This is a genomic window from Actinoplanes sp. NPDC048967 (assembly GCF_040649415.1).
In the GTDB taxonomy this organism is placed as follows: domain Bacteria; phylum Actinomycetota; class Actinomycetes; order Mycobacteriales; family Micromonosporaceae; genus Actinoplanes.
The window spans coordinates 80,745-104,768 of the sequence record NZ_JBEZFL010000012.1 but is presented as its reverse complement, the minus strand read 5'-3'; the positions used below and the strand labels follow the sequence as shown (position 1 = coordinate 104,768).

At 71.2% G+C, this 24,024-nt stretch carries 20 protein-coding genes; 16 read left to right on the top strand and 4 right to left on the bottom strand.

All coding sequences use genetic code 11. The annotated features are described in order from the left end of the window. Positions 1–84: 84 nt before the first annotated feature. Complete coding sequence (locus AB0C12_RS38600; protein WP_360555551.1) at positions 85–516, bottom strand: hypothetical protein; 432 nt, start codon at positions 514–516, stop codon at positions 85–87. A gap of 503 nt (positions 517–1,019) precedes the next feature. On the opposite strand from AB0C12_RS38600, the gene AB0C12_RS38595 reads away from it, so the two are divergent. The 8 genes from AB0C12_RS38595 to AB0C12_RS38560 all read left to right on the top strand — a co-directional run bounded on the left by AB0C12_RS38595 (position 1,020) and on the right by AB0C12_RS38560 (position 9,120). After that, entirely contained in the window at positions 1,020–1,802 is a 783-nt protein-coding gene (locus AB0C12_RS38595; protein ID WP_360555550.1) for an AbfB domain-containing protein, read from the top strand. 43 nt (positions 1,803–1,845) lie between these two features. Then, entirely contained in the window at positions 1,846–2,850 is a 1,005-nt protein-coding gene (locus AB0C12_RS38590; RefSeq protein WP_360555549.1) for a LysR family transcriptional regulator, read from the top strand. A 126-nt stretch (positions 2,851–2,976) separates the two neighbouring features. Then, positions 2,977–3,966 (top strand): LacI family DNA-binding transcriptional regulator, encoded by a 990-nt coding sequence (locus AB0C12_RS38585; protein ID WP_360555548.1) that lies wholly within the window; start codon positions 2,977–2,979, stop codon positions 3,964–3,966. A 177-nt stretch (positions 3,967–4,143) separates the two neighbouring features. Next, positions 4,144–5,094, top strand: coding sequence for an alpha/beta hydrolase (locus AB0C12_RS38580; protein ID WP_360555547.1), 951 nt, complete (start codon positions 4,144–4,146; stop codon positions 5,092–5,094). 29 nt (positions 5,095–5,123) lie between these two features. Then, a complete protein-coding gene (locus AB0C12_RS38575; RefSeq protein ID WP_360555546.1) occupies positions 5,124–6,494 on the top strand; it encodes an extracellular solute-binding protein in 1,371 nt (456 codons plus the stop codon). A gap of 3 nt (positions 6,495–6,497) precedes the next feature. Then, the gene (locus tag AB0C12_RS38570; protein WP_360555545.1) at positions 6,498–7,427 is read left to right on the top strand and encodes a sugar ABC transporter permease; all 930 of its coding nucleotides are present in this window, start codon (positions 6,498–6,500) and stop codon (positions 7,425–7,427) included. Then, positions 7,424–8,248, top strand: a complete 825-nt coding sequence (locus AB0C12_RS38565; RefSeq protein WP_360555543.1) for a carbohydrate ABC transporter permease — start codon at positions 7,424–7,426, stop codon at positions 8,246–8,248. The genes AB0C12_RS38570 and AB0C12_RS38565 overlap by 4 nt, the downstream gene beginning before the upstream one ends. Continuing rightward, entirely contained in the window at positions 8,245–9,120 is an 876-nt protein-coding gene (locus AB0C12_RS38560; RefSeq protein WP_360555542.1) for a GDSL-type esterase/lipase family protein, read from the top strand. Before AB0C12_RS38565 ends, AB0C12_RS38560 begins: the two co-directional genes overlap by 4 nt. Positions 9,121–9,180: 60 nt before the next feature. Here the strand turns inward: AB0C12_RS38560 and AB0C12_RS38555 are convergent, their stop codons facing one another. Further along, positions 9,181–10,545, bottom strand: a complete 1,365-nt coding sequence (locus tag AB0C12_RS38555) for an endo-1,4-beta-xylanase (protein ID WP_360555540.1) — start codon at positions 10,543–10,545, stop codon at positions 9,181–9,183. Between the two features lie 789 nt (positions 10,546–11,334). Here AB0C12_RS38555 and AB0C12_RS38550 point away from each other — a divergent pair. From AB0C12_RS38550 to AB0C12_RS38540, 3 genes are read left to right on the top strand one after another with little or no spacing between them, the layout of a single operon-like run. Beyond that, entirely contained in the window at positions 11,335–12,012 is a 678-nt protein-coding gene (locus AB0C12_RS38550) for a hypothetical protein (RefSeq protein WP_360555539.1), read from the top strand. Positions 12,013–12,035: 23 nt separating this feature from the next. Further along, complete coding sequence (locus AB0C12_RS38545; RefSeq protein ID WP_360555768.1) at positions 12,036–12,362, top strand: transcriptional regulator; 327 nt, start codon at positions 12,036–12,038, stop codon at positions 12,360–12,362. Then, positions 12,362–13,543: an acetylhydrolase gene (locus tag AB0C12_RS38540; protein WP_360555538.1), complete on the top strand. Its 1,182-nt coding sequence runs from the start codon at positions 12,362–12,364 to the stop codon at positions 13,541–13,543. Before AB0C12_RS38545 ends, AB0C12_RS38540 begins: the two co-directional genes overlap by 1 nt. Positions 13,544–13,601: 58 nt before the next feature. Here AB0C12_RS38540 and AB0C12_RS38535 read toward each other — a convergent pair whose 3' ends face one another. Both AB0C12_RS38535 and AB0C12_RS38530 read right to left on the bottom strand, forming a co-directional pair. After that, positions 13,602–14,594, bottom strand: a complete 993-nt coding sequence (locus tag AB0C12_RS38535; RefSeq protein ID WP_360555537.1) for a hypothetical protein — start codon at positions 14,592–14,594, stop codon at positions 13,602–13,604. After that, the gene (locus tag AB0C12_RS38530; protein WP_360555535.1) at positions 14,591–15,106 is read right to left on the bottom strand and encodes a SigE family RNA polymerase sigma factor; all 516 of its coding nucleotides are present in this window, start codon (positions 15,104–15,106) and stop codon (positions 14,591–14,593) included. Before AB0C12_RS38530 ends, AB0C12_RS38535 begins: the two co-directional genes overlap by 4 nt. A gap of 189 nt (positions 15,107–15,295) precedes the next feature. Here AB0C12_RS38530 and rph point away from each other — a divergent pair, with 189 nt between their 5' ends. The 5 genes from rph (at position 15,296) to AB0C12_RS38505 (ending at position 23,973) form a co-directional block, all read left to right on the top strand. Beyond that, positions 15,296–17,932, top strand: a complete 2,637-nt coding sequence (gene rph / locus AB0C12_RS38525) for a rifamycin-inactivating phosphotransferase (RefSeq protein WP_360555534.1) — start codon at positions 15,296–15,298, stop codon at positions 17,930–17,932. 111 nt (positions 17,933–18,043) lie between these two features. Further along, positions 18,044–18,868 carry an ABC transporter substrate-binding protein gene (locus AB0C12_RS38520; RefSeq protein ID WP_360555532.1) on the top strand — a complete coding sequence of 275 codons (825 nt, stop codon included), beginning with the start codon at positions 18,044–18,046 and terminating at the stop codon, positions 18,866–18,868. A gap of 14 nt (positions 18,869–18,882) precedes the next feature. Continuing rightward, entirely contained in the window at positions 18,883–19,671 is a 789-nt protein-coding gene (locus AB0C12_RS38515) for an amino acid ABC transporter permease (protein WP_360555530.1), read from the top strand. Positions 19,672–19,676: 5 nt separating this feature from the next. Continuing rightward, entirely contained in the window at positions 19,677–20,453 is a 777-nt protein-coding gene (locus AB0C12_RS38510) for an amino acid ABC transporter ATP-binding protein (protein WP_360555529.1), read from the top strand. 139 nt (positions 20,454–20,592) lie between these two features. After that, positions 20,593–23,973, top strand: coding sequence for a family 16 glycoside hydrolase (locus AB0C12_RS38505; protein ID WP_360555527.1), 3,381 nt, complete (start codon positions 20,593–20,595; stop codon positions 23,971–23,973). Positions 23,974–24,024 lie beyond the last annotated feature (51 nt).

The following is a 24,024-nucleotide window of genomic DNA, read 5'->3' as shown; positions in this document are numbered from 1 at the left end:
CGTCGACATTGATCCCGGGACGCGGAGTGACGATGATTGGGAGCGCTCCCGAGAGGCCCATGTTGCCAGAAGGTTTCCTGCTCATCAAGGCGCTGATTCGCCATTGGCGAGCGACTTTGTCAGGCCCTTCCGCGTAACGCTTTTCTGATATCGGAGTGGGATCCAGAAATCGCGTTCCGCGTCGAGCCGGGCCCGGGCCACCTCGGCGCGGTCACCGGCCGGCCAGGCCACCGCCGCTGCGGAATCCTCGCGTTCGCCGGGCAGCTTGTTCACCGCCCGGACAAGGTCCCACACCGCCGCCTCGAGATCACCGCGGCGGTGATCGCGGGCTCGGCGGCGTGGTAGGCCGACGTCGCCGCCCGTGCCGCTCGCGGCGGCCGCATCGACGTTCCAGGCGATGACGCGCGCCAGCTCTGGCCATGGGGGCGGCGCGGGCAGCTCCGCCGGAGCCGGGCCGAACCGCGGTCGCAGCCGGTGCGGTGACGAACGCCCCGCGCGGTCGGACGGCCGCCGCACCGACCCACCGTCACATCCACGGACCGGGCTGCCGCCAGGGCGGAAAAGACCGGCAGGCCAACCGTCCCGGCCGCCGGGTCCGCCGCCGTATGCGGACAGAAACGCAGCACGGCGTGCGGCGTCCAGGCGAAACCCTCGGCCGTCCGGGGGCGCGTCCACTCCGCGAAGCCGGTGTCGTCGCCCTCGTCGGGCAACCGGCGTGGGAGGCCGGGCCGGGCCCGTCCGAACCTCCTCGCGGCGGGCCGCCGACGATCCGCATTGCCCGTTGGCCGATTCGCCGGTCCGCTATCAATAACGCCGGACCGGCGCATCCTACCGGTACGGTCAGAATGCCCCCGGATCACGGGTATCGGTTTTCCCGATGTCCCGGATCGACACCTCTGATAACGCTCACAACGGATCGACCGGCCTTGCTTTCCGGAGCCGCATCATTGAATATTGCCGGGCATCGCCATTCTGGCTGCGCCGCGGTGACGGCCGGTATCCGGGAGACAGACACCCCCATGTCCTATCAGCAGCCCGGTCGTTCGCGCGGCCGTCCCGGATCGCGAGCCGGCCGGTCGCCCGCGCAGCCGCGCAGCTCAGCCGTCATCGTCGGCGGGGCCGTGCTCGCGGTGCTGGCGATGGTGCTGGTGATCGTCATCGAGCGCCGGGAGCACGCGGACACCGCGCCGGACGCGAGCGGGGCGTGGATCGCTCCGCCGGTGGCCGACGAGTCGCCCGCGCTCATCCCGTTGCAGTCCGCCACGCCGTCCCCGTCGGGCGCCCCGAACGCCGCGGCCACCGGTAAGCCCCTGCCGGTGGCCCGGCCCTCCTCGTCCCGTCCCGCGCCCCGCCGCACGCCCGCCCGGCTGCTGCCCGAGCCGGGGAGCCGGATCAGCCTGGTGGCGGTCGGTTCTCCCGGCCTGCGGCTGCGGCACCAGGACTTCCGGCTGCGGCTCACCGCGATCGGCCCGCGCAGTCCGGCCCTGGCCCGGGCCGACGCCACTTTCGTCCTGCGCCGGGGCTTGGCCGACGCGCGGTGCGTGTCACTGGAGGCGGTCAACTTCCCGGGCCGGTTCATGCGCCACCGCAACTTCGTGGCGGTGCTCCAGCCGTGGGAGCGCTCGCCGCTGTTCGCGGCGGATGCGACGTTCTGCCTGCAGGCGACCGGCGCCGACGGGGCCTTCGTGCTGCGGTCGAGCAACTTCCCCGACCGCCACCTCATCGCCGACAGCCGGTCGGTGCGTCTGGCCGGACCGGCCCTCGGGCCGGCGCAGAAGTTCCGCGCCGAGCCGGGCCTCTGAACCCGCGGTCCCCGGCCGCCCGACACCACGGCAGGAGTGACGGATGAGAACCGCGAGCATCGACCTGAACCTGCTGGCGGCCCTCGACGCTCTGCTGGCCGAGCGCAACGTCACCCGGGCCGGGCGGCGGCTCGGGCTGAGCCAGCCCGCGATGAGCGAGGCGCTGGCCCGGCTGCGCCGGCACTTCGGCGACCAGCTTCTCGTCCGGGTCGGCAACAACTACGAGCTGACGCCGCTGGGCGTGGGCCTGCGCGCGACCTCGGCCGCGGCGATGCAGCTGGTCGAGCAGACCTTCACCGCCGCCCAGGGCTTCGATCCGGCGTCCTGCGAACGCGAGTTCGTCCTGCTGGCCTCCGACTACGCGGCCGCGGTGCTGGGTCCGCCCCTGATGCGCGCCCTCCGCCAGGCGTCGCCGGTCGCCCGCCTGCGCCTCGATCAACTGCCTGCCGACGACCCGGCCGGAACCGCGCCGGGCCGCCCGCGCCCACCCGACGGGGTGGTCCTGCCGCGCAGCCTGGCCCCGGCCGGGATGCCCGGGACGACCCTCTTCTCCGACCGCTGGGTGTGCCTCGCGGCCGCGGACAACCCGGCCGTCCGGGGCGGGCTGACCGTCGAGACGCTCGCGGCGCTGCCCTGGGTGGTGCACCAGGACGTACGGGCGCACCACCCGGTGCTCGCCGATCTGCGGGCCCGCGGGCTGTCGCCCCAGGCCCGGTTCTCCGTCGGCGGGTTCCGTCTGCTGCCCGAACTGGTCCGGGGCACCGACCATCTCTGCCTGATCCAGGAACGGCTGGCCACCCGGGTCGCCGGGCCGGAGCTGCGGGTCCTCGAGGTGCCGTTCGATCTGCCGCCGGTGGTGGAGACTCTGTGGTGGGACCCGGCGCACACCCACGATCCCTCGCACCGGTGGCTGCGCGACCTCGTGGCCGGCGCCGCCCGCGAGCTGACCGGTGCGCCCGGTCCCGGCGCCCCGCCGAACCAGTCGTGCAAAGCCCGCCCGCCGGCACGAACATTATCGCCCGGCAAACGCCGCAGCCAGAACGATTGACGGGGTATTCCACAATGGTGCCGCCCGTAGGGGAATAGGCGGGACATCGCCTTTTCCAATGGGTTCGGAGTCGCATCTGTAGACTGCTTTCATCAAAGCGCTTCGGCAGTGCGAGAGCAGGCGGCGGTGACAGCACATCGGGTCACGATCTACGAGGTGGCCGAGCGGGCCCAGGTGAGCATCTCGACGGTGTCGAACGTGCTCAACAAGCCGGACAAGGTACGGGCCGCGACCCGGGCCCGGGTCCTCGCCGTCGTCGACGAGCTCGGCTTCACCCCCAAGGTCCAGGCGGTCAGCCTCGCCCGGCAGGGCACCGGCCGGATCGGCGTGATGGCCCCGTTCACCTCCTACAGCTCCTACCTGCGCCGGCTCTCCGGCGTGCTGACCGCCGCCACCGAGCTGGAGACCGACGTGCTGGTCTTCGACCACGAGTCGGCCGCCCTGACGTCTTCGCCCACCCTGGCCAGCATGCCGATCCACGGCCGGCTGGACGGCCTGATCGTCATGGGTCTGCAGATCGAGCCGGGCATCGCCGGGCGGCTCCGCGAGCGGGGCCTGCCGACCGTCGTGGTCGACGCGGACAGCGACCTGTTCAGCCGGGTCGTGATCGACGACGACGACGGCGGCCGGATCGCCGCCCGGCATCTGCTCGAGCGGGGCCACCGGCGGCTGGGTTACCTGCTGGAACGGCAGGTCTCCGACTACGAGTCGCAGGCGGTCAAGCGGCTGGCCGGTTTCCGGGACACGGCCGCCCGGTCCGGGGCGGAGGTGGTGGTCGCGACCAGTGACAACTCGGTCGACGGGGCGCGTCGGGCGGCCGCCGGGCTGCTGGACGCCGCCGAGCGGCCGACCGCCGTCATGGCCCATCACGACGTGCTCGCGGTCGGCGTGCTGCTGGCGGCCCGCGACCGGGGCCTGCGGGTGCCGCAGGACGTCGCGGTGATGGGCTTCGACGACGGGGAGGCCGCCGCCGCGGCCGATCTGACCACGATCCGCCAGCCGTTCGAGGAGTCGGGCAGCACCGCGTTCGGCGTGCTGCTCGGGCACATCGGCGGGTCCGCGCTGCGTTCGGCCACCGTGCTCGACGTTCACCTGGTCGGACGCTCCACCACCTGAAGTCGCGTTCCGCCCCGGCTCGGCCTGTTAACTGATCGCAGGCGTCGCCGGGACGCCTGACCAGCGATGACGCCATAAAAGTGCTTTTACAAAAACTCTTGACATGGCTTCCCGGCTGATGTTTCGTTCGTGTGACGAACCCGCCGGGCGGCGGCGCCCGGCACCGAGGGAGTGGCGATGGGACTGGCCGACGCGGTCGAGGTCTTCCTGGCGACGAAGCCGGACTCCGGCGACCCCGGCGCGCCCGTGACGCAACGGCGGGCGGCCATCCACCGGGGCTCGGACGAGATCTTCGCCAAGTTCGGCGCGCCCGCGGTACCGGTCGGCGTCCGGGACTTCCCGGTCGGCGCCATCCGGGTCCGGGTCTACCGGCCGGCCACCGCCACCGGCCCGCTGCCGCTCTACGTCTTCCTGCACGGCGGCGGCTTCTGGCTGGGCTCCGTCGACGAGAAGGTCAACGACGCGATGTGCCACGACCGCAGCCGCCGCGCCGAGTGCGTCGTCGTGGCGGTCGACTACCGGCTGGCGCCCGAACACCCGTTCCCGGCACCGCTGGAGGACTGTTACGCCGGGCTGAGCTGGGCGGTTGAACACGCCGGGGAGCTCGGTGCGGACCCGGAACGCGTCGCCGTCGGCGGCATCTCGGCGGGCGCGAACCTGGCCGCCGCCGTCACGCTGCTCGCCCGGGCCCGCGGCGGCCCGCGCCTCGCCCTGCAACTGCTCGAGGTGCCGCCGCTGGACCTGACCCTGGACACCATGCGCCGGTCCGGCATCTCCGACGACTACGGCATCACGGTCGACGACATGCGGCTCTGCGGCGATCTCTACCTCGGCCCGGAGCACGACCGGCGCGACGAGGTCGTCTCACCCCTGTTCGCCACCGACCTGACCGGCCTGCCGCCCGCACGGATCATGAGCGCCGAGCACGACCCGCTGCGGCTCGAGGGCGAGCAGTACGCCCACCGGCTGCGCGACGCCGGAGTTCCGGTGGCGTTCCAGCTCTACCCGGGGGCGGTGCACGGATCGCTCGCGCTGACCGGCACCTGGCCTCCGGCCGCCACCTGGCAGCAGGACGTCGTCACCGCGCTCCGGCGCCTGCACACCATCCCGCAGCACCCGACCCGCTGACCGCTTCACCCGTCCACTGAGGAGTGCTCATGACCCCTTCCCCGTCCGGCCGGCACCCCGCCGGTCGTACCCGGCCCCTGTTCGCGATCCTCGCCCTGTCCGGTGCGCTCGCCGCGGCGGCGTGCAGCGCGCCCGGTGGTGATGCCCCCAGCACCGGCGCGAGCGCCCCGGCCGCCGTCAAGACGACGTGCGGCACTGAGCCGGTGACCCTCAAGGGCTACTTCGAGACCGGTTTCCCGCTGCCGAAGACCTTGGCCGACGCGTTCACGGCGCAGTTCCCGAACGTCAAGTGGGACATCCGCGAGGACCAGTTCGCCGTGATCACCCAGAACGCCCCGCGGGTGCTGTCCGACGACCCGCCCGACCTCATGCGCCTGCCGCAGATCTCCGAGCTGGCCAAGGACAACCTGCTGCTCAACCTGGACAGCTACGCCTCCGCGTACGGCTGGGACAAGTGGCCGGCCTCGCAGCTCGAACAGATGCGGTTCGGCAGCAACGGCGAGCGCGGGGCCGGCCCGCTCTACGCGATGGGCCTCAACTTCAGCATGACCGGGATCTTCTACAACAAGAAGCTCGCCGCCCAGGTCGGGATGACCCAGCCGCCGCAGACGCTGGCCGACTTCGACGCCGTGCTGCAGAAGGCCAAGGACGCCGGCATCACCCCGATCAACCAGTTCAACGGCGGCGCCACCGGCGGGCTCGCGTTCCCGCTGCAGAACCTGATGGCGGCGTACGGCGAGACCGCCCCGATCAACGACTGGATCTTCAACAAGCAGGGCGCCACCATCAACACGCCGAGCAACCTGCAGGCGACGCAGCATCTGGAAAAGTGGATCAAGGCGGGCTACCTGGCCCCGGACATCAACTCGCAGGACTACGCGATGATGATGAGCCGCTTCATCGGCGGCAAGAACCTGTTCATCTTCAGCGGCGACTGGGAATCCGGCAACCTCGACAAGCAGATGGCCGGCAACGCCGGCTTCCTCCTCATGCCACCGGCGCAGGCGGGCGGCAAGCAGGCCGCGATGTCGGCCCCGCTGACGTACGGCATCAGCGCGAAGAGCAAGAACGCCGACTGTGCCGCGTTCTTCCTGAACTGGGTCGCCACCGACCAGAAGGCGCGCGACATCGGCGTGAAGGTCGGCGGCTCGCACCCGATGGGCCCGACCGACGCCTACATGCCCGCGGTCGGCCAGGACACCGTCACGGCGAGCACCCTGGCCGCCGGGGCGACGATCGGTAAGGACAACGGCGCCATGGACTTCATCGCCAACGCCACCGGCGCCATCTACGCCAAGAGCTGGACGCCGCAGCTGCAGAAGCTGGCCGCCGGTCAGCAGACGCCGCAGGGCCTGCTGACCGCGGTGCAGAAGGATTACGAGAGTCAGGTCAAGGGCTGACCGATGGCCGGACCTCTCGCTGTGACGGCGGAACCGGCCACCGAGCGGGGGCGCCGGCGCCGGCGCCCCCGCTCGGCCTGGCTCGGCTGGCTCTTCGCCCTGCCCGCCGTCGCGGTCTACCTGACCTTCGTCATCCGCCCGCTGCTGCTCACCGTCCAGTACTCCTTCTACGACTGGAACGGCATCGGCGCGGCTACCTGGATCGGCCTGGACAACTACGCCCGGCTGTTCACCGACTCGGAGCTGTCCGCCACCATCCTGCACGCCTTCGAGCTGATCCTGTTCTTCAGTTTCGTGCCGGTGCTGCTGGGACTGGCGGTCGCGGCGACGATCCGGCAGATCGCTCAGAGCCGGCTGGCTCTGGTCGCCCGGACGGTGCTGTTCCTGCCCCAGGTCATCCCGCTGGTGGCCGCCGGCATCATGTGGACCTGGCTGCTCTCCACCACCGGCCTGATCAACCAGCTGCTCTCCGGCATCGGCCTGGGCTCGCTGACCCGGGCCTGGCTCGGTGACTTCGGCACCGCGCTGCCCGCGGTCGGGGTGATCGGCGCCTGGGTCCAGATCGGCCTGTGCACCCTGCTGCTGCTGGCCGGCATGAGCAAGATCGACAATTCCCTGTACGAGGCGGCGCGGCTCGACGGCGCCGGCCCGTTCCGCGAGTTCCGCTCGATCACGCTGCCCGGCCTGCGCCAGGAGATCGGGGTGTGCGTCACCGTCACGGTGATCTCCGCCCTGGCCAGCTTCGACATCATCTACGTCTCCACCCAGGGCGGCCCCGGCAACGCCACCATGGTGCCCGGCCTGGAGATCTACTACCTCGCGTTCGCTGAGCGGGAGGTCGGCATGGCCTCGGCGCTCGCCGTCGCCCTGACCGTGCTGGTCCTGCTCTGCGTCCTCCCGATCCAACGGCTCACCAGGGACGGCACCCGATGATCGTCACCCGTCGCGAGACCCTGACCGGGCGGGTCCTGCTGGTCCTGCTCATGGTGCTCACCGTGCTGCCGTTCGTCAGTCTGTTCGTCACCGCCCTGCACCCCTCCGGCACCTATCCGGACGGGCTGTCCTGGCCCAGCAGCCCGCAATGGGGCAACTTCGTCGACGCGTTCCAGGCCGCCAACATGGAACGGCTGCTGCTGTCGAGCGCGCTGATCGTGCTCGGCGTCGTACCGGTCTCGATCGTGTTCGGCACCATGGCCGGCTTCGCCTTCGGGCATCTGCGGATGCCGGGTCACCGGCTCGGCTTTCTGGTCTTCGTCCTCGGGCTCACGCTGCCCTTCGAGGGTCTGATCACCCCGCTGTACTACCAGGTGCGCGACATGGGCCTCCTGAACACCAGATGGGCCATCATCCTGCCGCTGATCGGCCTGTTCATGCCCTTCTCGGTGCTGTGGATGCGCGCGCACTTCGTGACCATGCCCGACGAGCTCTCCGAGGCGGCGCGCATCGACGGGGCGAACACCTGGCAGCTGTTCTGGCGGGTGCACGTGCCGCTGGCCCGGCCGGCCCTGACGTCGCTGGGCATCCTGCTGTTCCTGTGGACCTGGAACCAGTTCCTGCTCGCCATCGTGCTGGTCGATGATCCGGCGAAACGGACGATGGCCGGTGCGCTCGGCGCGTTCCAGGGTCAGTGGGGCACGGACATCCCGCTGCTGTGCGCCGGCTCGCTGCTCATCCTGACGCCGACCCTGGCCATCTTCCTGATCTTCCAGCGCCGCTTCGTCGCCGCTCTGTTGCAGGGCTCGCTCAAGGGATGACCACCGACCACGACCGCAGGCAGTTCCTGCGCTACACCCGTACGGAGAACTGGCCGATGCTGGCCCGCCACCCGGTGGCCGCGACCGTGCACCACGACCTGCTCGCCGGGATGCTGGCCATCCGCCCGGAGGAGGTCGCCGCCGGGATCGAGGCCCTGCGGGCCGAGGCCGGCCGGGCCGCGACCGACCTGCTCACCGACGACCGGCTGCGGGCGGCGATCGAGGCGCTGCCCTTCCGGGCCGGTGACCGCGTCGTGGCCGTCGGCGACTCGATCACCGCGGACCGGGTCGGCTGGTTCGAGATGCTCACCGCGGCCGTCGCCGCGGCCGGCCCCGGCGGCTTGACCCTGCGCAATCTCGGGCTCAGCGGCAACACGACCGCCGATGTGCTGGAACGCTTCGACCTGCTGGAAGCGGCCCGGCCCACCCACGTGCTGCTGATGCTGGGCACCAACGACGCCCGGCGGCACGGCCGGACGCCGGGATATTCCATGGCCACCGGCCGGGAGACCGAACGCAACCTGCGGGCGCTGGCCGACCTCATCGCCGGTGAGCTGAGGGCGGGCGTCACTCTGATCACCCCGCCGGCCGTCGACGGTCCGGCCGCCGGGACCTTCTTCGCGGGCCTGCCGTTGAGCTGGGACGCGGAGGCGGTGGCCGACATCGCGGCCCGGGTCCGCCGGATCGACGCCCGGGCGGTCGGCCTGCACGACGTCGTGTCGGCCCGCGCGCCGGGAGAGTTGCTGGAAGCCGACGGGGTGCACCCGACCCCGGCCGGCCAGCGGGTCATCCTCGCCGCCGTCGTGCGGCACCTGGCCGGCGCCGCGGGCCGCCCGGTCGAGCCGGCTTGTTCGTCGGGCGCGACCGGTTGAGGCGAGACGGGGAAGCGCCGCCGGCCCGGGAATCCCCGGGCCGGCGGATGGCTCGCGACCTCAGCCGGCCGTGCAGCCCGCGGTGCCGGGGCCGGTACCGGTGCCCTGGAACCCGAACTCGGTGCTGCCCCCCGCGGTGAGCTGGCGGTTGTAGTCGACGCTCCGGAAGCTGACCGCCCCGGTGGTGCCGGAGTTGGTCGCGCTCCAGGTGCCGGTGACAGCGCCACCGGACGGCAGCGTCACATTGACGGTCCAGCCGTTGACCGCCGACGAGCCGGCCGTGACCCGCACGGTGGCCACGTAGCCGCCGTTCCAGCTGTTCAGCGAGACCGTGGCGGTGCAGCCCGAGCCGGTCTGCGGCGGGGGCGACGTGGTGACCGGCGGAGTCACCGGCGGCGTGGTGGGGTTGGTGTTACCACCGGCGTTGAGGGCGTTGAGTACGGAGGTGTAGGCGGCCTTCTTGTTGCCGGAGCCGTCGAACAGCAGGGGGTTGTCGTCGCGCCAGGAGTCGCTGTCGCGGATGCCCCACACCGTGATGCCGGTGCACCGGGACACGGCCAGGCAGGCGCGGGTGACGGAGGCGTAGATGTTGGCCTGGTTACCGCCCTGTTGCACGTCCAGCTCGGTGATCTGCACATCCACGCCGAGGTCGGCGAAGCGTTGCAGGTTCGCCTGGTACGTGGAGTCGATCGTGGTGCCCAGATGCGACTGGAACCCCACGCAGTCGATCGGCACGCCCCGGGACTTGAAGTCACGCACCATGTTGTAGATGCCGGTCGACTTGGCGTTGATGCCGTCGGTGTTGTAGTCGTTGTAGCAGAGCTTGGCGTTCGGGTCGGCGGCCCGCGCGGCGCGGAAGGCGGCTTCGATCCAGTCGTTGCCGGTGCGTTGCAGGTTGGAGTCGCGGCGGGCGCCGCTGCCGCCGTCGGCGAAGGCTTCGTTGACCACGTCCCAGGCGTAGATCTTGCCCTTGTAGTGGGTGGCGACCTGGGTGACGTGGTTGATCGCGGCGCTGCGCAGGGTGCTGCCGGACAGCGACTGGGCCCAGCCGGGCTGTTGCTGGTGCCAGAGCAGGGCGTGGCCGCGGACCTTGGCACCCATGGAGATGCCCTGGTTCAGGATGCGGTCACCGCCGCTGTAGTTGAAGCTGCCCCGGGACGGTTCGGTGGCGTCCCACTTCATCTCGTTCTCAGGCGTGACCGAGTTGAACTCGCTGTTCAGGATCCGGGTGTAGGTGCTATCGCCCAACCGTCCGGCCGCGATCGCCGCACCGAAGTAACGGCCGGTCTGCGCCGCCGAGGCGCCCAGCGTGGTGGCGGCCTCGGCGGAGCCCACGACGGCGATGCTGGCGGCTACGACCACACCGGCGGTCGCTGCCGAGAGCAGCAGTGTGCGTCGTCTTCCTGAGGAGGTTCGGAGCTTCATGAGGAGGTGTGCCTTTCCGGCGCGGCGAGGACGGCGAATGGCGGGGATACGGCTGTCCCCCCAGCGACCACGAAAAAGATGAGAACGTTAACAGCCTGATTCGAGAGATTGCCAGATTGTTTCCGTGCATTCAAGTGGCATCCTTCGATGTCTTTCGTTGCTCCTGGTCAGTGGGCCGTGGGTGGAGTGACGCCTACTGTTGCGACTTTCGCGGGGCGTAGGGCATAACGGTTCTTGGATATCGAGTATTGACGGCCTGGAATGCGTTATCGGCTTTTCGGATAACGTCGCCCTGCTGGGCAGGTCTGCCGGGGCGCCGCGGTCGCATTGGCCTCCCGGTCGCCCGGCGCCCCGGCCACCCGGCACCCCGCTCGCCCCGGTCACTCCGGCCTCCTGGTCGCCCCGTCGCTCGGCGCCCCGCTCGCCCCCGGTCACCCGGCACCCCGGTCACCCGGCACCCCGGTCACCCGGGTCACCCGGCACCCCGGTCACCCGGCACCCCGGTCACCCGGCACCCCGGTCACCCGGCACCCCGGTCACCCGGCATTCCGGCATTCCGGCACCCCGGTCGCCCCGGTCACCCGGCATCCCGGGCCCCGGCCGCCCGGCGCCCCCGGCGGAACGGCCGGGACAGGATGCTGCCCGGTCGGGTCGCCCCCACGAGCACCGCGGTGACCCGTTCCTCGCCGTCGACCTCGGCGCGGACCCGCAGGCGCTCGGCGGCGCACTCCCGTCGTTCAGTGCGATCGAGAGCTAGCGCAAATCGGTTTGCTGTGGAAACCTATTGGCATGACCACTGAATCGATGTCCGCCGGCGGCGATCCCCGCCGGCTCTTGTCGGACGTCCGGGGCCTGACCCACCGGGTACGCCTGGACCAGCGCCTCACCTGGCTGGCCCTGCTGGTGCTGGGCCTGGTGACCCTGGTCGGGATCCCGTTCGACTGGTTCGGCATGCGCGTGAACTGCGCCTCGGACGGCAGCTGCGAGTTCGCCCGGCGCGGCGTGCTCTTCTACTGGCCACCCGCGCTCCTGCTGGCGTACGCGGGGATCACCGTCAGCTACATCCGGGCCGCCCGGGCGCGGGGGCTGGGCGCCCGGGTGCTGCCGTACGCGATCACCGGTGCCGCCCTGACCGTCCTGTTCACCGCCGCTTGGGTGGCGGCCGCCCTGTACTTCCCGGACCACCCGGTGCGGTTCCCGTCCTGGGTGCTCGTGGTGGACCGGCTGATCGCCCCGTGGGGGGTCATCGGGGTCGCGCTGCTGGTGCTGGCCCGGGTGGAGCGCAACGTCGCGTTGCTGCTGTTCACCCTCGGATATCTCGCCGTGGCGCTGACGTTGCCCACCAACGAGGGATGGGGGACGTCCTGGGGCATCCGGGCCGACTTCGCGATCCCGCAGGTCATCTGCGGCATCGTGCTGCTGCTGGGCGCGACCGGGTTCGCGGTGGCCAGCCGGCGGCACCGGTGACCGCCGAGGCGCCGGAGCCGCAGATGTCGTCCGGGCATCCGGTCACCGGGCTGGACGAGGTCGTGCACCAGCGGGTGCGGCTGGGGATCCTCGCCATCGCCCACGAGGCCCGCCGGGTGGAGTTCGGCTACCTGCGCAGTCAGCTGGACCTGACCGCCGGCAACCTTTCCAAGCACTTGAGCGTGTTGGAGATGGCGAGCCTCATCGACGTGGAGAAGGGCTACGAGGGCCGGCGCGGCCGCACCTGGGTCACGCTGACCGCCGCGGGCAGCACCGCGCTCGCCGAGGAGATCAAGCGGCTGAAGCTGCTCATCACCCAGATCGAGAGCACCGACACCCCGGAGGACTGATGACCACCGCCCTGACCCGCCGGCACCTGCTCACCGCCGCGCTCGCGACCGGCGTCGCCGTACCGCTCGGCGCCGGTTCCGCCCGAGCAGCCCGGGCCGTGCCCGGCCCCGTACGGCTGACACTGCCCGCACCCACCGGGCCGCACCGGATCGGCACCGTCCCGTTGCACCTGGTCGACCGGTCCCGCCCGGACCTCGTTGCCGGGCGGGGGCGGCACCGGGAGCTGATGATCAGTGTCTGGTATCCCGCCGCTCCCGCTGCCCGGAGTCATCCGGCGGCGCCGTGGATGACCGCCGCGCCGCTGCGGGCTCTGCTGGCCGGCAACGGCTTCGATCCCGAGGTTGCGGCGGGGCCCCGCACGGCGGGGCGCGAGGGAGCGCCCGTGCTGCGGGCAGCGGACCGGCGGCCCGTGATCGTGTTCTCCCACGGCGCCAACGGTCACCGGTCGGAAACCACCATCGTGGTGCAGGAACTGGTCAGTCACGGGTACGCGGTGGTCACAGTGGACCATCCGTACGACTCGTACAGCGAGTTCCCCGACGGCCGGCTCACCGTGCCCGCCGACGACGTGTCGGTGACGCCGTGGGACCACGCGAACGACGTCCGTTTCGTGCTCGACCGGATCGAGGACCTCGTCGCCGGCCGCAATCCCGACGCCGGGCACCGCCGGTTGCCGGCCGGTCTGGGGGCCACGCTGGATCCGCGCCGGGCCGGCATGTTCGGCTGGTCGAAGGGGGCGACGGCCACCGCCCTGGTCATGAACACCGACCGGCGGGTGCGGGCCGGGCTCAGCCTCGACGGCCCGATGCAGTCGCAGCCGCCGGTCACCGGGCTCGACCGGCCGTTCATGCTGATGACCGCCGAGTTCAACCGGGCCGCCGAGCCGAGCGTCGAGGAGTTCTGGTCACTGCTGCGGGGATGGCGGCTCAACGTGCAGGCGGACGGCGCGTTGCACGGGGCGTACTGCGACCACCAGTGGCTGGTCCCGCAGCTGGCCACACTCACCGGGATGAGTGCCGAGGAGCTCGCCGGCTGGATCGGCACCCTCGACCCGGCCCGGGCGGTACGGATCCAGCAGGAGTACCCGCTCGCCTTCTTCGACCGGCACCTGCGCCACCGCCGAGGGCACCTGCTCGACGGTCCGAGCCGGGCCTTCCCCGAGGTGCGCTTCCTGCCTTGATCCGGACCTGAGGGTCCTCGGGCCGACCTGAGGGTCTTCAGCCGGACCTGAGGCCGGGTCAGTCCTTGGTGGCCCGTTCGGTCGCGGCGCGGTCGCTCGCCACGATGAGGCCGAGCAGTTCCTCGCCGAGGCCGGCCGGGATCCGGACCCGGCCGCCGCCGGTCGAGATCGCCTGTGGGCAGTTCTCGTCGCCCAGCACCACGGTGACCTCGCCGATGCTGATGCCGACCGCCTCGGACCCGCGCAGCACGCACGCCGCGCCGGCCGGCACCGGGTCGCTCAGCTCGGCGAGGGCAGCCCGGATCCGGTTCAGGGTCCTGGCGTCCGTGGCGACCACCATGCCGTTGCCGGGCGGCGCGTCGGTGGTGGCGCTGGTGATCCGGGCGGGCAACGTCAGGCCACCGGAGGCCGGGGCCGCCGGGGGAGCGGGCCAGGTGATGCGGTCGAGCAACTGCTCGCGACGCTTCTCGTCACCCGAGATGAGGGCCGCCGTCGCCTCGATCGGGCCCGTGTACGGCCGGTACGTCCAGGTGGAGGTGACCCCGAGGGTGCCGGCCTGTTCCACCTGGAGCAGTTGCTCGTCCCTGACCACCAGCTGCTCCGGGTCGAGGGACGGGTTGATCCCCCGCTCCACGAGAGCCATCCACGGCTCACCGTCCGACCGGCAGACGACGAGACCACCCCCGGGAGGGACAGAATCCGACGGCATGAAGTCCCACTGGGCGGCGAGGTAGACGGTGCGCGGCTCGGCGGTGCACGCGTTGAAGTTCTGGACCGTGCTCGTCCGCCAGCCATCCGGTACGACGACAGACACGCCGCCGAAGCGCACCGGGGTCCCCGGCTGTCCGTCGACGCCGGGCCGGCCCACGACAGCGAGAACGATGGGCAGGGTCAGCACGGCCACGGCGGCGGAGGCGGCAGCCTTCCAGGCACGGCGGCGGCGCACACTGCGTCGCCCGAGGGCGAGCATCCGGGCGGCGGGATCGGTCTCGGACGGGGTCACGGAGGTGGCCGCGCGGTCGAGGAGTTCGGTGACCTGGCTGGTGTTCACAGCGTCTCCCGGGCGGATTCGATGAACAGGCCACTGGCGCGCAACGCCGCCAGGGCGCGGGACGTGCGGCTCTTGACCGTGCCCACCGCGACGCCGAGGGTCTGCGCCACCTCGGCCTCGGAGGCGTCGGCCCAGAACCGCAGCACGAGCACCACCCGCTGGTCGGCGGGCAGCCGGCGCAGGCCGGCGAACACCTGCACGCTGAGGTCGACCTGCTCCGCGAAACCCCGGCGGGAGGTGTCCGGCAGCTGCTCGGTCGGCACCTCGCCGCGCCAGCGCCGGCGCCGGGCCCGCATCGCGGCCCGGATCATCACCTGCCGGACGTACGCCTCCGGTCGCCCGTCGGGCGCACCCAGCCGGGACCACGACCGGTACGCCGCGATCAGACCCTCCTGGGCGAGGTCCTCACCCAGCCGGCTGTCCCCGGCCAGCAGCGCGCCGAAGCGAACGATCTCGCGGTACCGGCCGGCCACGAAATCCTCGTAGCCGGCGGGTCCCGCACCGCGGAGCAAGCCCATACCGGAGTAAGGGCGCTGGACCCGCCCGATGGTTCCCCCTGTCCGGCCGACACCGATGAGCGGGAGAAAGCGAAAGGCAGGGAGAACACTCCCTGCCACTTCTAACGTATAGCGGACCGGGGGGCTTGCGGCAAGACCCCGGTGGTGGCGCAGAATCGTCCGCCGAGACCACCACCTGCGGAAATGGGGACACCACGTGCGTATGTTGTCGGCCGATGGGCGACCGCGGTGACCGGGCGGTACGTGCTTGATCTCGACCGGATCGACGGGACGCAGGTTACGGTGGCCGGCGGCAAGGGCGCGCAGCTGGGGGCGTTGTCCCGGCTCGACGGCGTCCGGGTGCCGGCCGGCTTCTGTGTGACGACCGACGCCTTCCGGCGGATCCTGGCGGCAGTGCCGACGATCGACGATCAGCTCGCTCGGCTGTCGGCTCTGGACCCGGACGACCGGGAAGGGCTCCGCACCCTGAGCGCGGAGATCCGCGGGAGCATCGAAGGGATCACCATCCCGGGAGATCTCGCGGCCGACATCACCCGCGCGACAGCCGAGCACGGCGGGCAGGCCGCTTACGCCGTACGGTCCAGCGCGACGGCGGAGGACCTGCCCACAGCGTCCTTCGCCGGCCAGCAGGACACGTACCTGAACGTGGTGGGGCCCGCGGCGATCCTGCAGCACGTCAGCCGGTGCTGGGCCTCCCTGTTCACCGAACGGGCGGTGATCTACCGCCGGCGCAACGGCATCGACGACCGTACGGTCGGCATGGCCGTGGTGGTGCAGCGGATGGTGTTCCCGCAGGCCGCCGGCATCCTGTTCACCGCCGACCCGCTCACCGGCGACCGGACGGCCGCCACCGTGGACGCGGGCTTCGGGCTCGGCGAGGCGCTGGTCTCCGGCCTGGTCAACCCGGACGTCTACCAGGTGCGCCGGGACGAGATCGTGTCCCGGACGATCGCCGCGAAGGAGCGGGCCGTGCAGGCTCGGCCCGGCGGCGGTACGCAGCAGGTGGCGATCGATGCACCCCGGCAGCAGCAGCCCGCGCTGACGGACGCGCAGGTCCTGGAGCTGGTACGGCTGGGACGGCGGATCGAGGCCCACTTCGGCCGCCCGCAGGACATCGAGTGGTGCCTGGCCGAGGACGGTTTCCGGATCGTGCAGAGCCGCCCGATCACGACGCTGTTCCCCGTCCCCGCCGGCGATGACCAGGCGCGTGTGTACCTGTCCGTCGGCCACCAGCAGATGATGACCGACGCCATGCGGCCGCTGGGCTGGTCGATGTGGCAGCTGACGGCCATGGCGCCGATGCACGAGGCCGGCGGGCGGCTGTTCGTCGACGTCACCCGGGCCCTGGCCACCTCCGCGGGCCGCTCCGGGCTGCTGGACATGGCGGCCCGGTCCGATCCGCTGACCCGGGACGCGCTGGAGACGGTCCTCAACCGTGACTTCGTGCCGCTGTCCCCGGACGCGGGTCCCGGCCGGCCGGCCGGCGGTGCCGGGCCCGCCCCGATCGCGACCGACCCGGCCGTCGTCACCGAGCTGATCGCCCGCAGTGAGGCGTCCGTCGCCGCCCTGCGGCGTGACATCCGTACGAAGACGGGGCCGGCGCTGTTCGATTTCCTGCTGGAGGCGTTCGAGGAGCACAAGCGGGTCCTCAGTGATCCGGTGAGCATGCAGGCGATCATGGCGGGCATGGAGGCCACCTGGTGGCTCAACGACCGGCTGCGGGAGTGGCTGGGCGAGAAGAACGCGGCCGACACCCTGACGCTGTCCGCTCCGGGCAACATCACTTCGGAGATGGGCCTGGCGCTGCTGGACGTCGCCGACGTGATCCGTCCGCACCCCGAGGTGGTGGCGTTCCTGCGTGGCGTCGAGGACGAGGGGTTCCTGGACGAGCTGCCCAAGGTCGCGGGCGGGACCGAGGCGCGCGAGGCCATCGAGACCTACCTCGACCGGTACGGCATGCGCTGCGTCGGCGAGATCGACATCACCCGGCCGCGCTGGCGGGAGCGACCGACCACGCTCGTGCCGGTCATCCTCGACAATGTCCGCAACTTCGGGCCGGGAGCCGCCGGGCGGCGCTTCGAGCAGGGGCGGCAGCAGGCCCAGGAGAAGGCGCAGGAGGTGCTCGAACGCCTGCGCGCGCTGCCGGACGGCGAGCAGAAGGCCGCCGAGACCGAGCGGATGATCGACCGGGTCCGCACCTTCATCGGCTACCGGGAGTATCCCAAGTACGGCATCATCTGCCGCTACTTCCTCTACAAGCAAGCTCTGCTGGACGAGGCCGCGCGCCTCGTGCGGGACGGCGTGCTCGCCGGCGAGGAGGACATCTTCTACCTCACCTTCCAGGAGCTCCACGACGTCGTACGGACGCACCGGGTGGACGGCCGGCTCGTCGCGCGGCGCAAGGAGGAGTTCCGGGCGTACCAGGCGCTCACCACGCCGCGGGTGCTGACCTCGGACGGTGTGGCGGTCCTGGGCTCGTACCGGCGCGCCGACCTGCCGGCCGACGCCCTGGCCGGGCTGCCGGTCTCCGGCGGGACGGTCGAGGGCCGGGCCCGCGTCGTCCTCGACCTGGCGCGGGCCGACCTGGAGGCGGGCGACATCCTGGTCACGTCCTTCACGGACCCGAGCTGGTCGCCGCTGTTCGTCGGCATCGCCGGCCTGGTGACGGAGGTGGGGGGCCAGATGACCCACGGCGCGGTGATCGCCCGGGAGTACGGCCTGCCGGCCGTCGTCGCCGTGCCGCAGGCCACCCGGCTCATCCGCGACGGCCAGCGGATCCGCGTCCATGGCACCGATGGCTACGTCGAGCTGCTGTCCTGAAGATCGTTGTGTCGAAGACCTCGTCCTCCGGTAGGGCATAGATGTTCTTGATCGCCCTGGACTAACCTGGCAGCGCCCGCCGCGGGCGTGGGCCGGGACCGGGGAGACACCATGAACATGCAGGGACAGAGTCGCGCGGCGGCCCTCGCGGCCGCCGCGGTGCTGGCGATCAGCGGCGTGGCCGGCTGCGCCAAAGAGGACACCGGGGGCACCACCGACACCGGCGTGGCGCTGGTGAAGTCCGGGGTGCTCACCACGTGCACCCACCTTCCGTACGCACCGTTCCAGTCCAAGGACGCGGCCGGCAAGGTCGTCGGCTTCGACGTCGCGCTCGTCGACCTGGTCGCCGCCAGGCTCAAGGTGACCCAGGAGATCGTGGACACGCCGTTCGAGGGCATCAAGTCCGGCTCCGACCTCAACGCCGGCAAGTGCGACATCGCCGCGGCCGGCATGACCATCACCGACGAGCGCAAGCGCGTGCTCGACTTCTCCGAGCCGTACTTCGACGCCACCCAGGCGCTCGCCGTGCTCACCGGCAAGGAGGTCAAGACGCTGGAGGAACTGGTCGGCAAGCGCCTCGGCGTGCAGGGCGGGACCACCGGCGAGGAATACATCAAGGCCCAGGTCAAGGCGAAGAAGCTGGACATCGAGGTGGTGTCCTACCGCGACCTGGCCGCGCTGCAGCAGGCGCTGGCCACCAACCAGATCGTCGCGGCCGTCAACGACCTGCCGGTGTGGAACGAGTACATCAAGGCCAACCCGGGCAAGGTCGTCGTCGCCACCGGGTTCGACACCGGCGAGCAGTACGGCTTCGCCGTCAAGAAGGGCAACGCGGCGCTGCTCGCGGTCGTCAACGAGGCCCTCACCGCGGCGCGGTCCGACGGCACGTACGACAAGATCTACAAGAGCTGGATCGGCGAGAAGCCGGTCGGTTGATCCTCGACATGGTCATGAGCCGTCGCCGGCGGCAGCGGATCGTCCGCGTCGCCGGCTATGTCGTCTTCGCGCTGGTGATCGTGGCCGCGGTGAGCGCCGCGGACTGGGGCCGGCTGTCCGAGGCGTTCTTCCGGCTCGACGTCGCCGGGAGCATGTTCCCCCAGGCGATCACCGTCGCGCTGCGCAACACCATCGCGTACACGTTGCTGGCGTTCGTCTTCGGTCTCACGGTCGGGCTGGTCCTGGCCCTGATGCGGCTGTCGTCCATCCTGCCGTACCGGTGGCTCGCCACCGCCTACATCGAGCTGTTCCGCGGCCTGCCCGCGCTGCTGGTGTTGTTCATGGTCGGCTACGGCGTGCCGCTGGCCTTCCCGGACCGGGAGATCCCCGGCGGGGTCTACGGCTCGGTGACCGTCGGTCTCGGCCTGACGGCCGCCGCCTACATGGCGGAGACCATCCGGGCCGGCATCCAGGCGGTGCCCAAGGGGCAGCTCGAGGCCGCCCGTACGCTCGGCATGTCGCACACCCGCGCGATGATCTCCATCGTGCTGCCGCAGGCGTTCCGCATCGTCATCCCGCCGCTGACCAACGAGATCATCCTGCTGACCAAGGACACCTCGCTGGTCTACGTCCTCGGCGTGACCTCGACGACGATCGAGCTGACCAAGTTCGCCGGCGACGCGCTCAACACGCGGGTCAACCCGACCCCGCTGGTGGTGGCCGGTCTGCTCTATCTCGTGATCACCCTGCCGCTGTCCCAGCTGGTCCGCGGGCTGGAGCGCCGGGCCCGGAGAGAGAGGTGAACACGGTGTCCACCATCGAGATCGCCGGCCTGCACAAGTCCTTCGGCCGGCTGGAGGTGCTGCGCGGCATCGACCTGTCGGTCGATCCGGGCGAGGTCGTCTGTGTCATCGGTCCGTCCGGCTCCGGCAAGTCCACGTTGCTGCGCTGTGTGAATCTGCTGGAGGAGCCCAGCGCCGGCACGATCCGGGTGGCCGGCGTCGAGGTCACCGACCCGGACTGCGACATCGACGCCGTCCGCCGCGGCATCGGCATGGTCTTCCAGCAGTTCAACCTGTTCGGGCACCTGACCGTCCGGGAGAACGTCACCATCGCCCAGCGCCGGGTCCTCAAGCGCAGCCGGGCCGAGGCCGGCCGGATCGCCACGGTGAACCTGGACCGGGTCGGTCTGGCCGACAAGGCCGATGCGTATCCCGCCCAGCTGTCCGGCGGCCAGCAGCAGCGGGTCGCCATCGCCCGGGCCCTGGCGATGGACCCGCAGCTGATGCTCTTCGACGAGCCGACCAGCGCCCTCGACCCCGAGCTGGTCGGCGAGGTGCTCGCGGTCATGCGCGGCCTGGCCGCCGAGGGCATGACGATGCTCGTGGTCACCCACGAGATGGCGTTCGCCCGGGAGGTCGCCGCACGCGTGGTCTTCATGGACGACGGGGTGATCGTCGAGCAAGGGCCGCCCGCCACCGTGTTCGGCAGCCCTCGCGAGGGGCGCACCCGCGAGTTCCTGCACCGGGTGCTGGAGCCCACCCGGGTCAGCGAGACGGAGATCGGGGCCCACCTCACCGAGTAACTTTCGAAGGAAAACGCAAAAGTTCATAGCTCGTTAACCAAAGTTGTGGACTTTGGTGCAGAAGGAGCCTAGCGTTCCCAGACATCGATGGTCGTCGACCCTCGATCCCGACCGTCCCGGTGTCTGGGGAGAGCGCTCTATGAGAATGTCGATGTTCACCCGTCCCCGTATGTCTCTGCTGGCCGGCGCCGCTCTGCTGGCCGGCCTGCTGCAAGCGGTCCCCGCCGCCGCGGCAGTCCCGCCGCAGCAGCCCGGCGTCACGCTGCGCACCTTCGACCTGCAGACCGCGCGCGACCGGATCTGCACCCTCAAGTCCGGCCAGACCCCCAACGTCGACAAGCTCATGCCGACGGTCAACTGGAGCACCGCGGCGGACTTCGGCGTCGAGGACAACTTCCAGGCCGAGGTGATCGGCAACGTCACCATCCCCACGGCCGGCCTGTACACGTTCCGGCTCACCAGCGACGACGGCTCGCGGCTGCTGATCGACGGCACGACCGTCATCAACCACGACGGGCTGCACGGCGTGACCTCGATGGAGGGTGGCATCACCCTCACGACCGGGTACCACGCCCTGCACATCGACTACTTCGAGGCCACCGGCGGCCAGCAGCTCACCCTGGAATGGCGGCAGCCGGGCGCCACCGCGTTCACCGTCGTGCCGAACTCGGCGCTGAGCACCGACGCCGGCGTGGTCCGGGTGACCGCGCCCGGGCGCAAGGAGTGCGAAACGGCGGGGGACAGCCCCGGCGACGGCCTGCCGCTCAACGCCGTGCACCCCGGCTACACGCTGACCAACCTGCGCCCGGCCGGCTTCCAGCCGCAGGTGAGCGCGATGGACTGGTTCCCCGACGGGCGCCTGGCCATCGCCACCTGGGGCGGCAGCGAGACCGTGGCCGGTGAGGTGTACGTCCTCAGCGGCGTCACCGGCAGCACGTCGCCGAGCCAGGTCACGTACAAGAAGGTCGCCACCGGGTTGCGCGAGCCGATGGGCCTGAAGATCGTCGACGGCAAGATCTACGTGTCCCAGAAACACGAGCTCACCGAGCTCAACGACACCAACGGCGACGGCGTCACCGACCAGTACCGCCGGGTCGCCACCTGGCCGTTCGACGGCAACTTCCACGAGTTCGCGTTCGGCCTGCTCTACAAGGACGGCTACTTCTACCTGAACCTGTCCGTCTCCATCGACCTCGGCGGGGCCACCACCCAGCCGCAGGGCTCACCGAACCGCGGCACCAGCCTGAAGATCAACCGCTCGACCGGTGCGGTGGAGTACGTCGCCGGCGGCCTGCGCACCCCCGACGGTCTCGGCTGGGGACCCGAGGGCGACATCTTCGTGCTGGACAACCAGGGCGGCTGGCTGCCCGCCTCGAAACTCGTGCAGATCAAGGCGAACCGCTTCTTCAACCACTACACCAACCCGGACGGCCCGTTCGACAACCAGCCGGTCACCCAGCCGGTGCTGTGGTTGCCGCAGAACGAGATCGCGAACTCGCCGAGCACGCCGCTGCTGCTGAACTCGGGACCGTACTCGGGGCAGATGCTCTTCGGCGACGTCACGTACGGCGGCATCCAGCGCGCCTTCCTGGAGAAGGTCGGCGGCCAGTACCAGGGCGCGGTCTTCCGCCTGACCCAGGGACTGGAGTCGGGCGTGCTGCGACTGAGCCAGGGCCCGGACGGCGCGCTCTACTACGGCGGGCTCGGCGCCGGCGGCAACTGGGGCCAGGAAGGCAAGCTCACGTACGGGCTGCAGAAGCTGACGCCCAACGGCACCAGCGTCTTCGACATCAAGGCGATGCGGGCGGTCGCGGGCGGCTTCGAGCTGGAGTACACCCAGCCCGTGTCGGAGAGCACCGCCGCCCAGCTCGCCGCGCGGTACCGGGCCGAGCAGTGGCGCTACGTCCCGACCCCGTCCTACGGCGGTCCCAAGGTCGACGAGGAGTCTCTGTCGGTGGCGTCGGCGACCCTCTCGGCGGACCGGCTCAAGGTGACACTCAAGCTCAACGGGCTCAAGCCGGGCCGGGTTGTGCGCGTCCGTTCCCCGCGCCCCTTCACCTCGACCTCGGGCACCTCACTGTGGAGCACCGAGGCCTGGTACACGCTCAACAGCCTCGCCGACGGCACGACGCTGCGCACCGACCGGGTCGAGGCCGAGAACGCCGGCCTCAGCGGCACCGCGGGCGTGGCCTCCGACCACAACGGCTACACCGGCTCCGGCTTCGTCGCCGGGTACGGCTCGGTCGGCGCGGCGACGACCTTCAGCGTCGACGTGCCGTCAGCCGGGTCGTACCCCGTGGCTCTGCGGTTCAGCAACGGGCCGAACCCGTCGGCCGGGGCCAAGACCGTGAGCCTGTACGTCAACGGGAGCAAGGTGCGGCAGGTCAGCCTGGCCGACACCGGCAACTGGGACACCTGGGCGACGAAGACCGACACCGTGACCCTGCGGGCCGGCGGCAACACGGTCGCCTACAAGGTGGACACGGGCGACGTCGGTAACGTCAACCTGGACAGCCTGACCGTGGGCGCCGGCGGTGGCAGCACGGCGACCACCCCGCGGACCGGCACCCTCACCGGCATCGGTGGCAAGTGCGTCGACGTCGACAACGCCAGCAACGCCGACAAGGCGAAGGTCCAGCTCTACACCTGCAACAACTCCACCGCGCAGAGCTGGACCCGCAACGGTGACACCCTGCGGGCGCTGGGCAAGTGCCTCGACATCGACAACGGCGGCACCGCCGACGGCACCAAGGTGCAGCTCTACACCTGCAACAACAGCGCCGCGCAGGTGTGGCAGGCCCAGGCCGACGGGTCGCTGCTCAACCCGCAGTCCGGCAAGGTCCTCGACGCCGCGGGCGGCTCGAGCGCGGACGGCACCCAGCTCCAGATCTGGACGCCGGCCAATGTGGCCCAGCAGAAGTGGACGCACAACGGCACCAGCCGGGTGACGTTGTTCGACGGGGGCACCCTGGGCGCGTTCCAGAACTCCGACGGCTCCGCGCCGACCTGGCCGGTCTCCGGCGGCTCGGCCGAGGTGCTCGGCGGCGACCTGCGCACCAAGCAGACCTTCGGTGATTTCAAGCTGCACGCCGAGTTCTGGCTGCCGAACCTGCCGGCCGACGTGACCGGGCAGGCCCGGGCCAACAGCGGCATCTACCTGCAGGACCGCTACGAGGTCCAGATCCTCGACTCGTACGGCAAAGCGACCCCGGCCGACAACGACAGCGCGGCGATCTACCTGAAACGAGCGCCGTCGTCGAACGCCGGAACGGCCCCGGAGACGTGGCAGACCTACGACATCACGTTCCGGGCCGCCCGCTACAGCGGCACGACCAAGACCGAGGACGCCCGCGTCACCGTGGTCTGGAACGGCACGACGGTGCACAACAACGTCGCCGTCGACGGCCCGACCGGCAACGGCGCCCCCGAGGGACCGGAGATGCTGCCCATCCGCCTGCAGGACCACGGCGACCCGGGCGCCAACGTCCGCTACCGCAACCTCTGGATCGAACCCGCGTAGACGCGAGCGGCGGGTGCCGGGCCTGGAAGCTGCCCGGCACCCGCCGCTCTG

Excerpts from the sequence above, each read along its gene's own strand:
- AB0C12_RS38595 (WP_360555550.1), top strand. The coding sequence starts at position 1,020 with ATGTCCTATCAGCAGCCCGGTCGTTCGCGCGGCCGTCCCGGATCGCGA.
- AB0C12_RS38590 (WP_360555549.1), top strand. The coding sequence starts at position 1,846 with ATGAGAACCGCGAGCATCGACCTGAACCTGCTGGCGGCCCTCGACGCT.
- AB0C12_RS38580 (WP_360555547.1), top strand. The coding sequence starts at position 4,144 with ATGGGACTGGCCGACGCGGTCGAGGTCTTCCTGGCGACGAAGCCGGAC.
- AB0C12_RS38575 (WP_360555546.1), top strand. The coding sequence starts at position 5,124 with ATGACCCCTTCCCCGTCCGGCCGGCACCCCGCCGGTCGTACCCGGCCC.
- AB0C12_RS38570 (WP_360555545.1), top strand. The coding sequence starts at position 6,498 with ATGGCCGGACCTCTCGCTGTGACGGCGGAACCGGCCACCGAGCGGGGG.
- AB0C12_RS38565 (WP_360555543.1), top strand. The coding sequence starts at position 7,424 with ATGATCGTCACCCGTCGCGAGACCCTGACCGGGCGGGTCCTGCTGGTC.
- AB0C12_RS38560 (WP_360555542.1), top strand. The coding sequence starts at position 8,245 with ATGACCACCGACCACGACCGCAGGCAGTTCCTGCGCTACACCCGTACG.
- AB0C12_RS38555 (WP_360555540.1), bottom strand. The coding sequence starts at position 10,545 with ATGAAGCTCCGAACCTCCTCAGGAAGACGACGCACACTGCTGCTCTCG.
- AB0C12_RS38550 (WP_360555539.1), top strand. The coding sequence starts at position 11,335 with ATGACCACTGAATCGATGTCCGCCGGCGGCGATCCCCGCCGGCTCTTG.
- AB0C12_RS38545 (WP_360555768.1), top strand. The coding sequence starts at position 12,036 with ATGTCGTCCGGGCATCCGGTCACCGGGCTGGACGAGGTCGTGCACCAG.
- AB0C12_RS38540 (WP_360555538.1), top strand. The coding sequence starts at position 12,362 with ATGACCACCGCCCTGACCCGCCGGCACCTGCTCACCGCCGCGCTCGCG.
- rph (WP_360555534.1), top strand. The coding sequence starts at position 15,296 with ATGGGGACACCACGTGCGTATGTTGTCGGCCGATGGGCGACCGCGGTG.
- AB0C12_RS38520 (WP_360555532.1), top strand. The coding sequence starts at position 18,044 with ATGAACATGCAGGGACAGAGTCGCGCGGCGGCCCTCGCGGCCGCCGCG.
- AB0C12_RS38515 (WP_360555530.1), top strand. The coding sequence starts at position 18,883 with ATGAGCCGTCGCCGGCGGCAGCGGATCGTCCGCGTCGCCGGCTATGTC.
- AB0C12_RS38505 (WP_360555527.1), top strand. The coding sequence starts at position 20,593 with ATGAGAATGTCGATGTTCACCCGTCCCCGTATGTCTCTGCTGGCCGGC.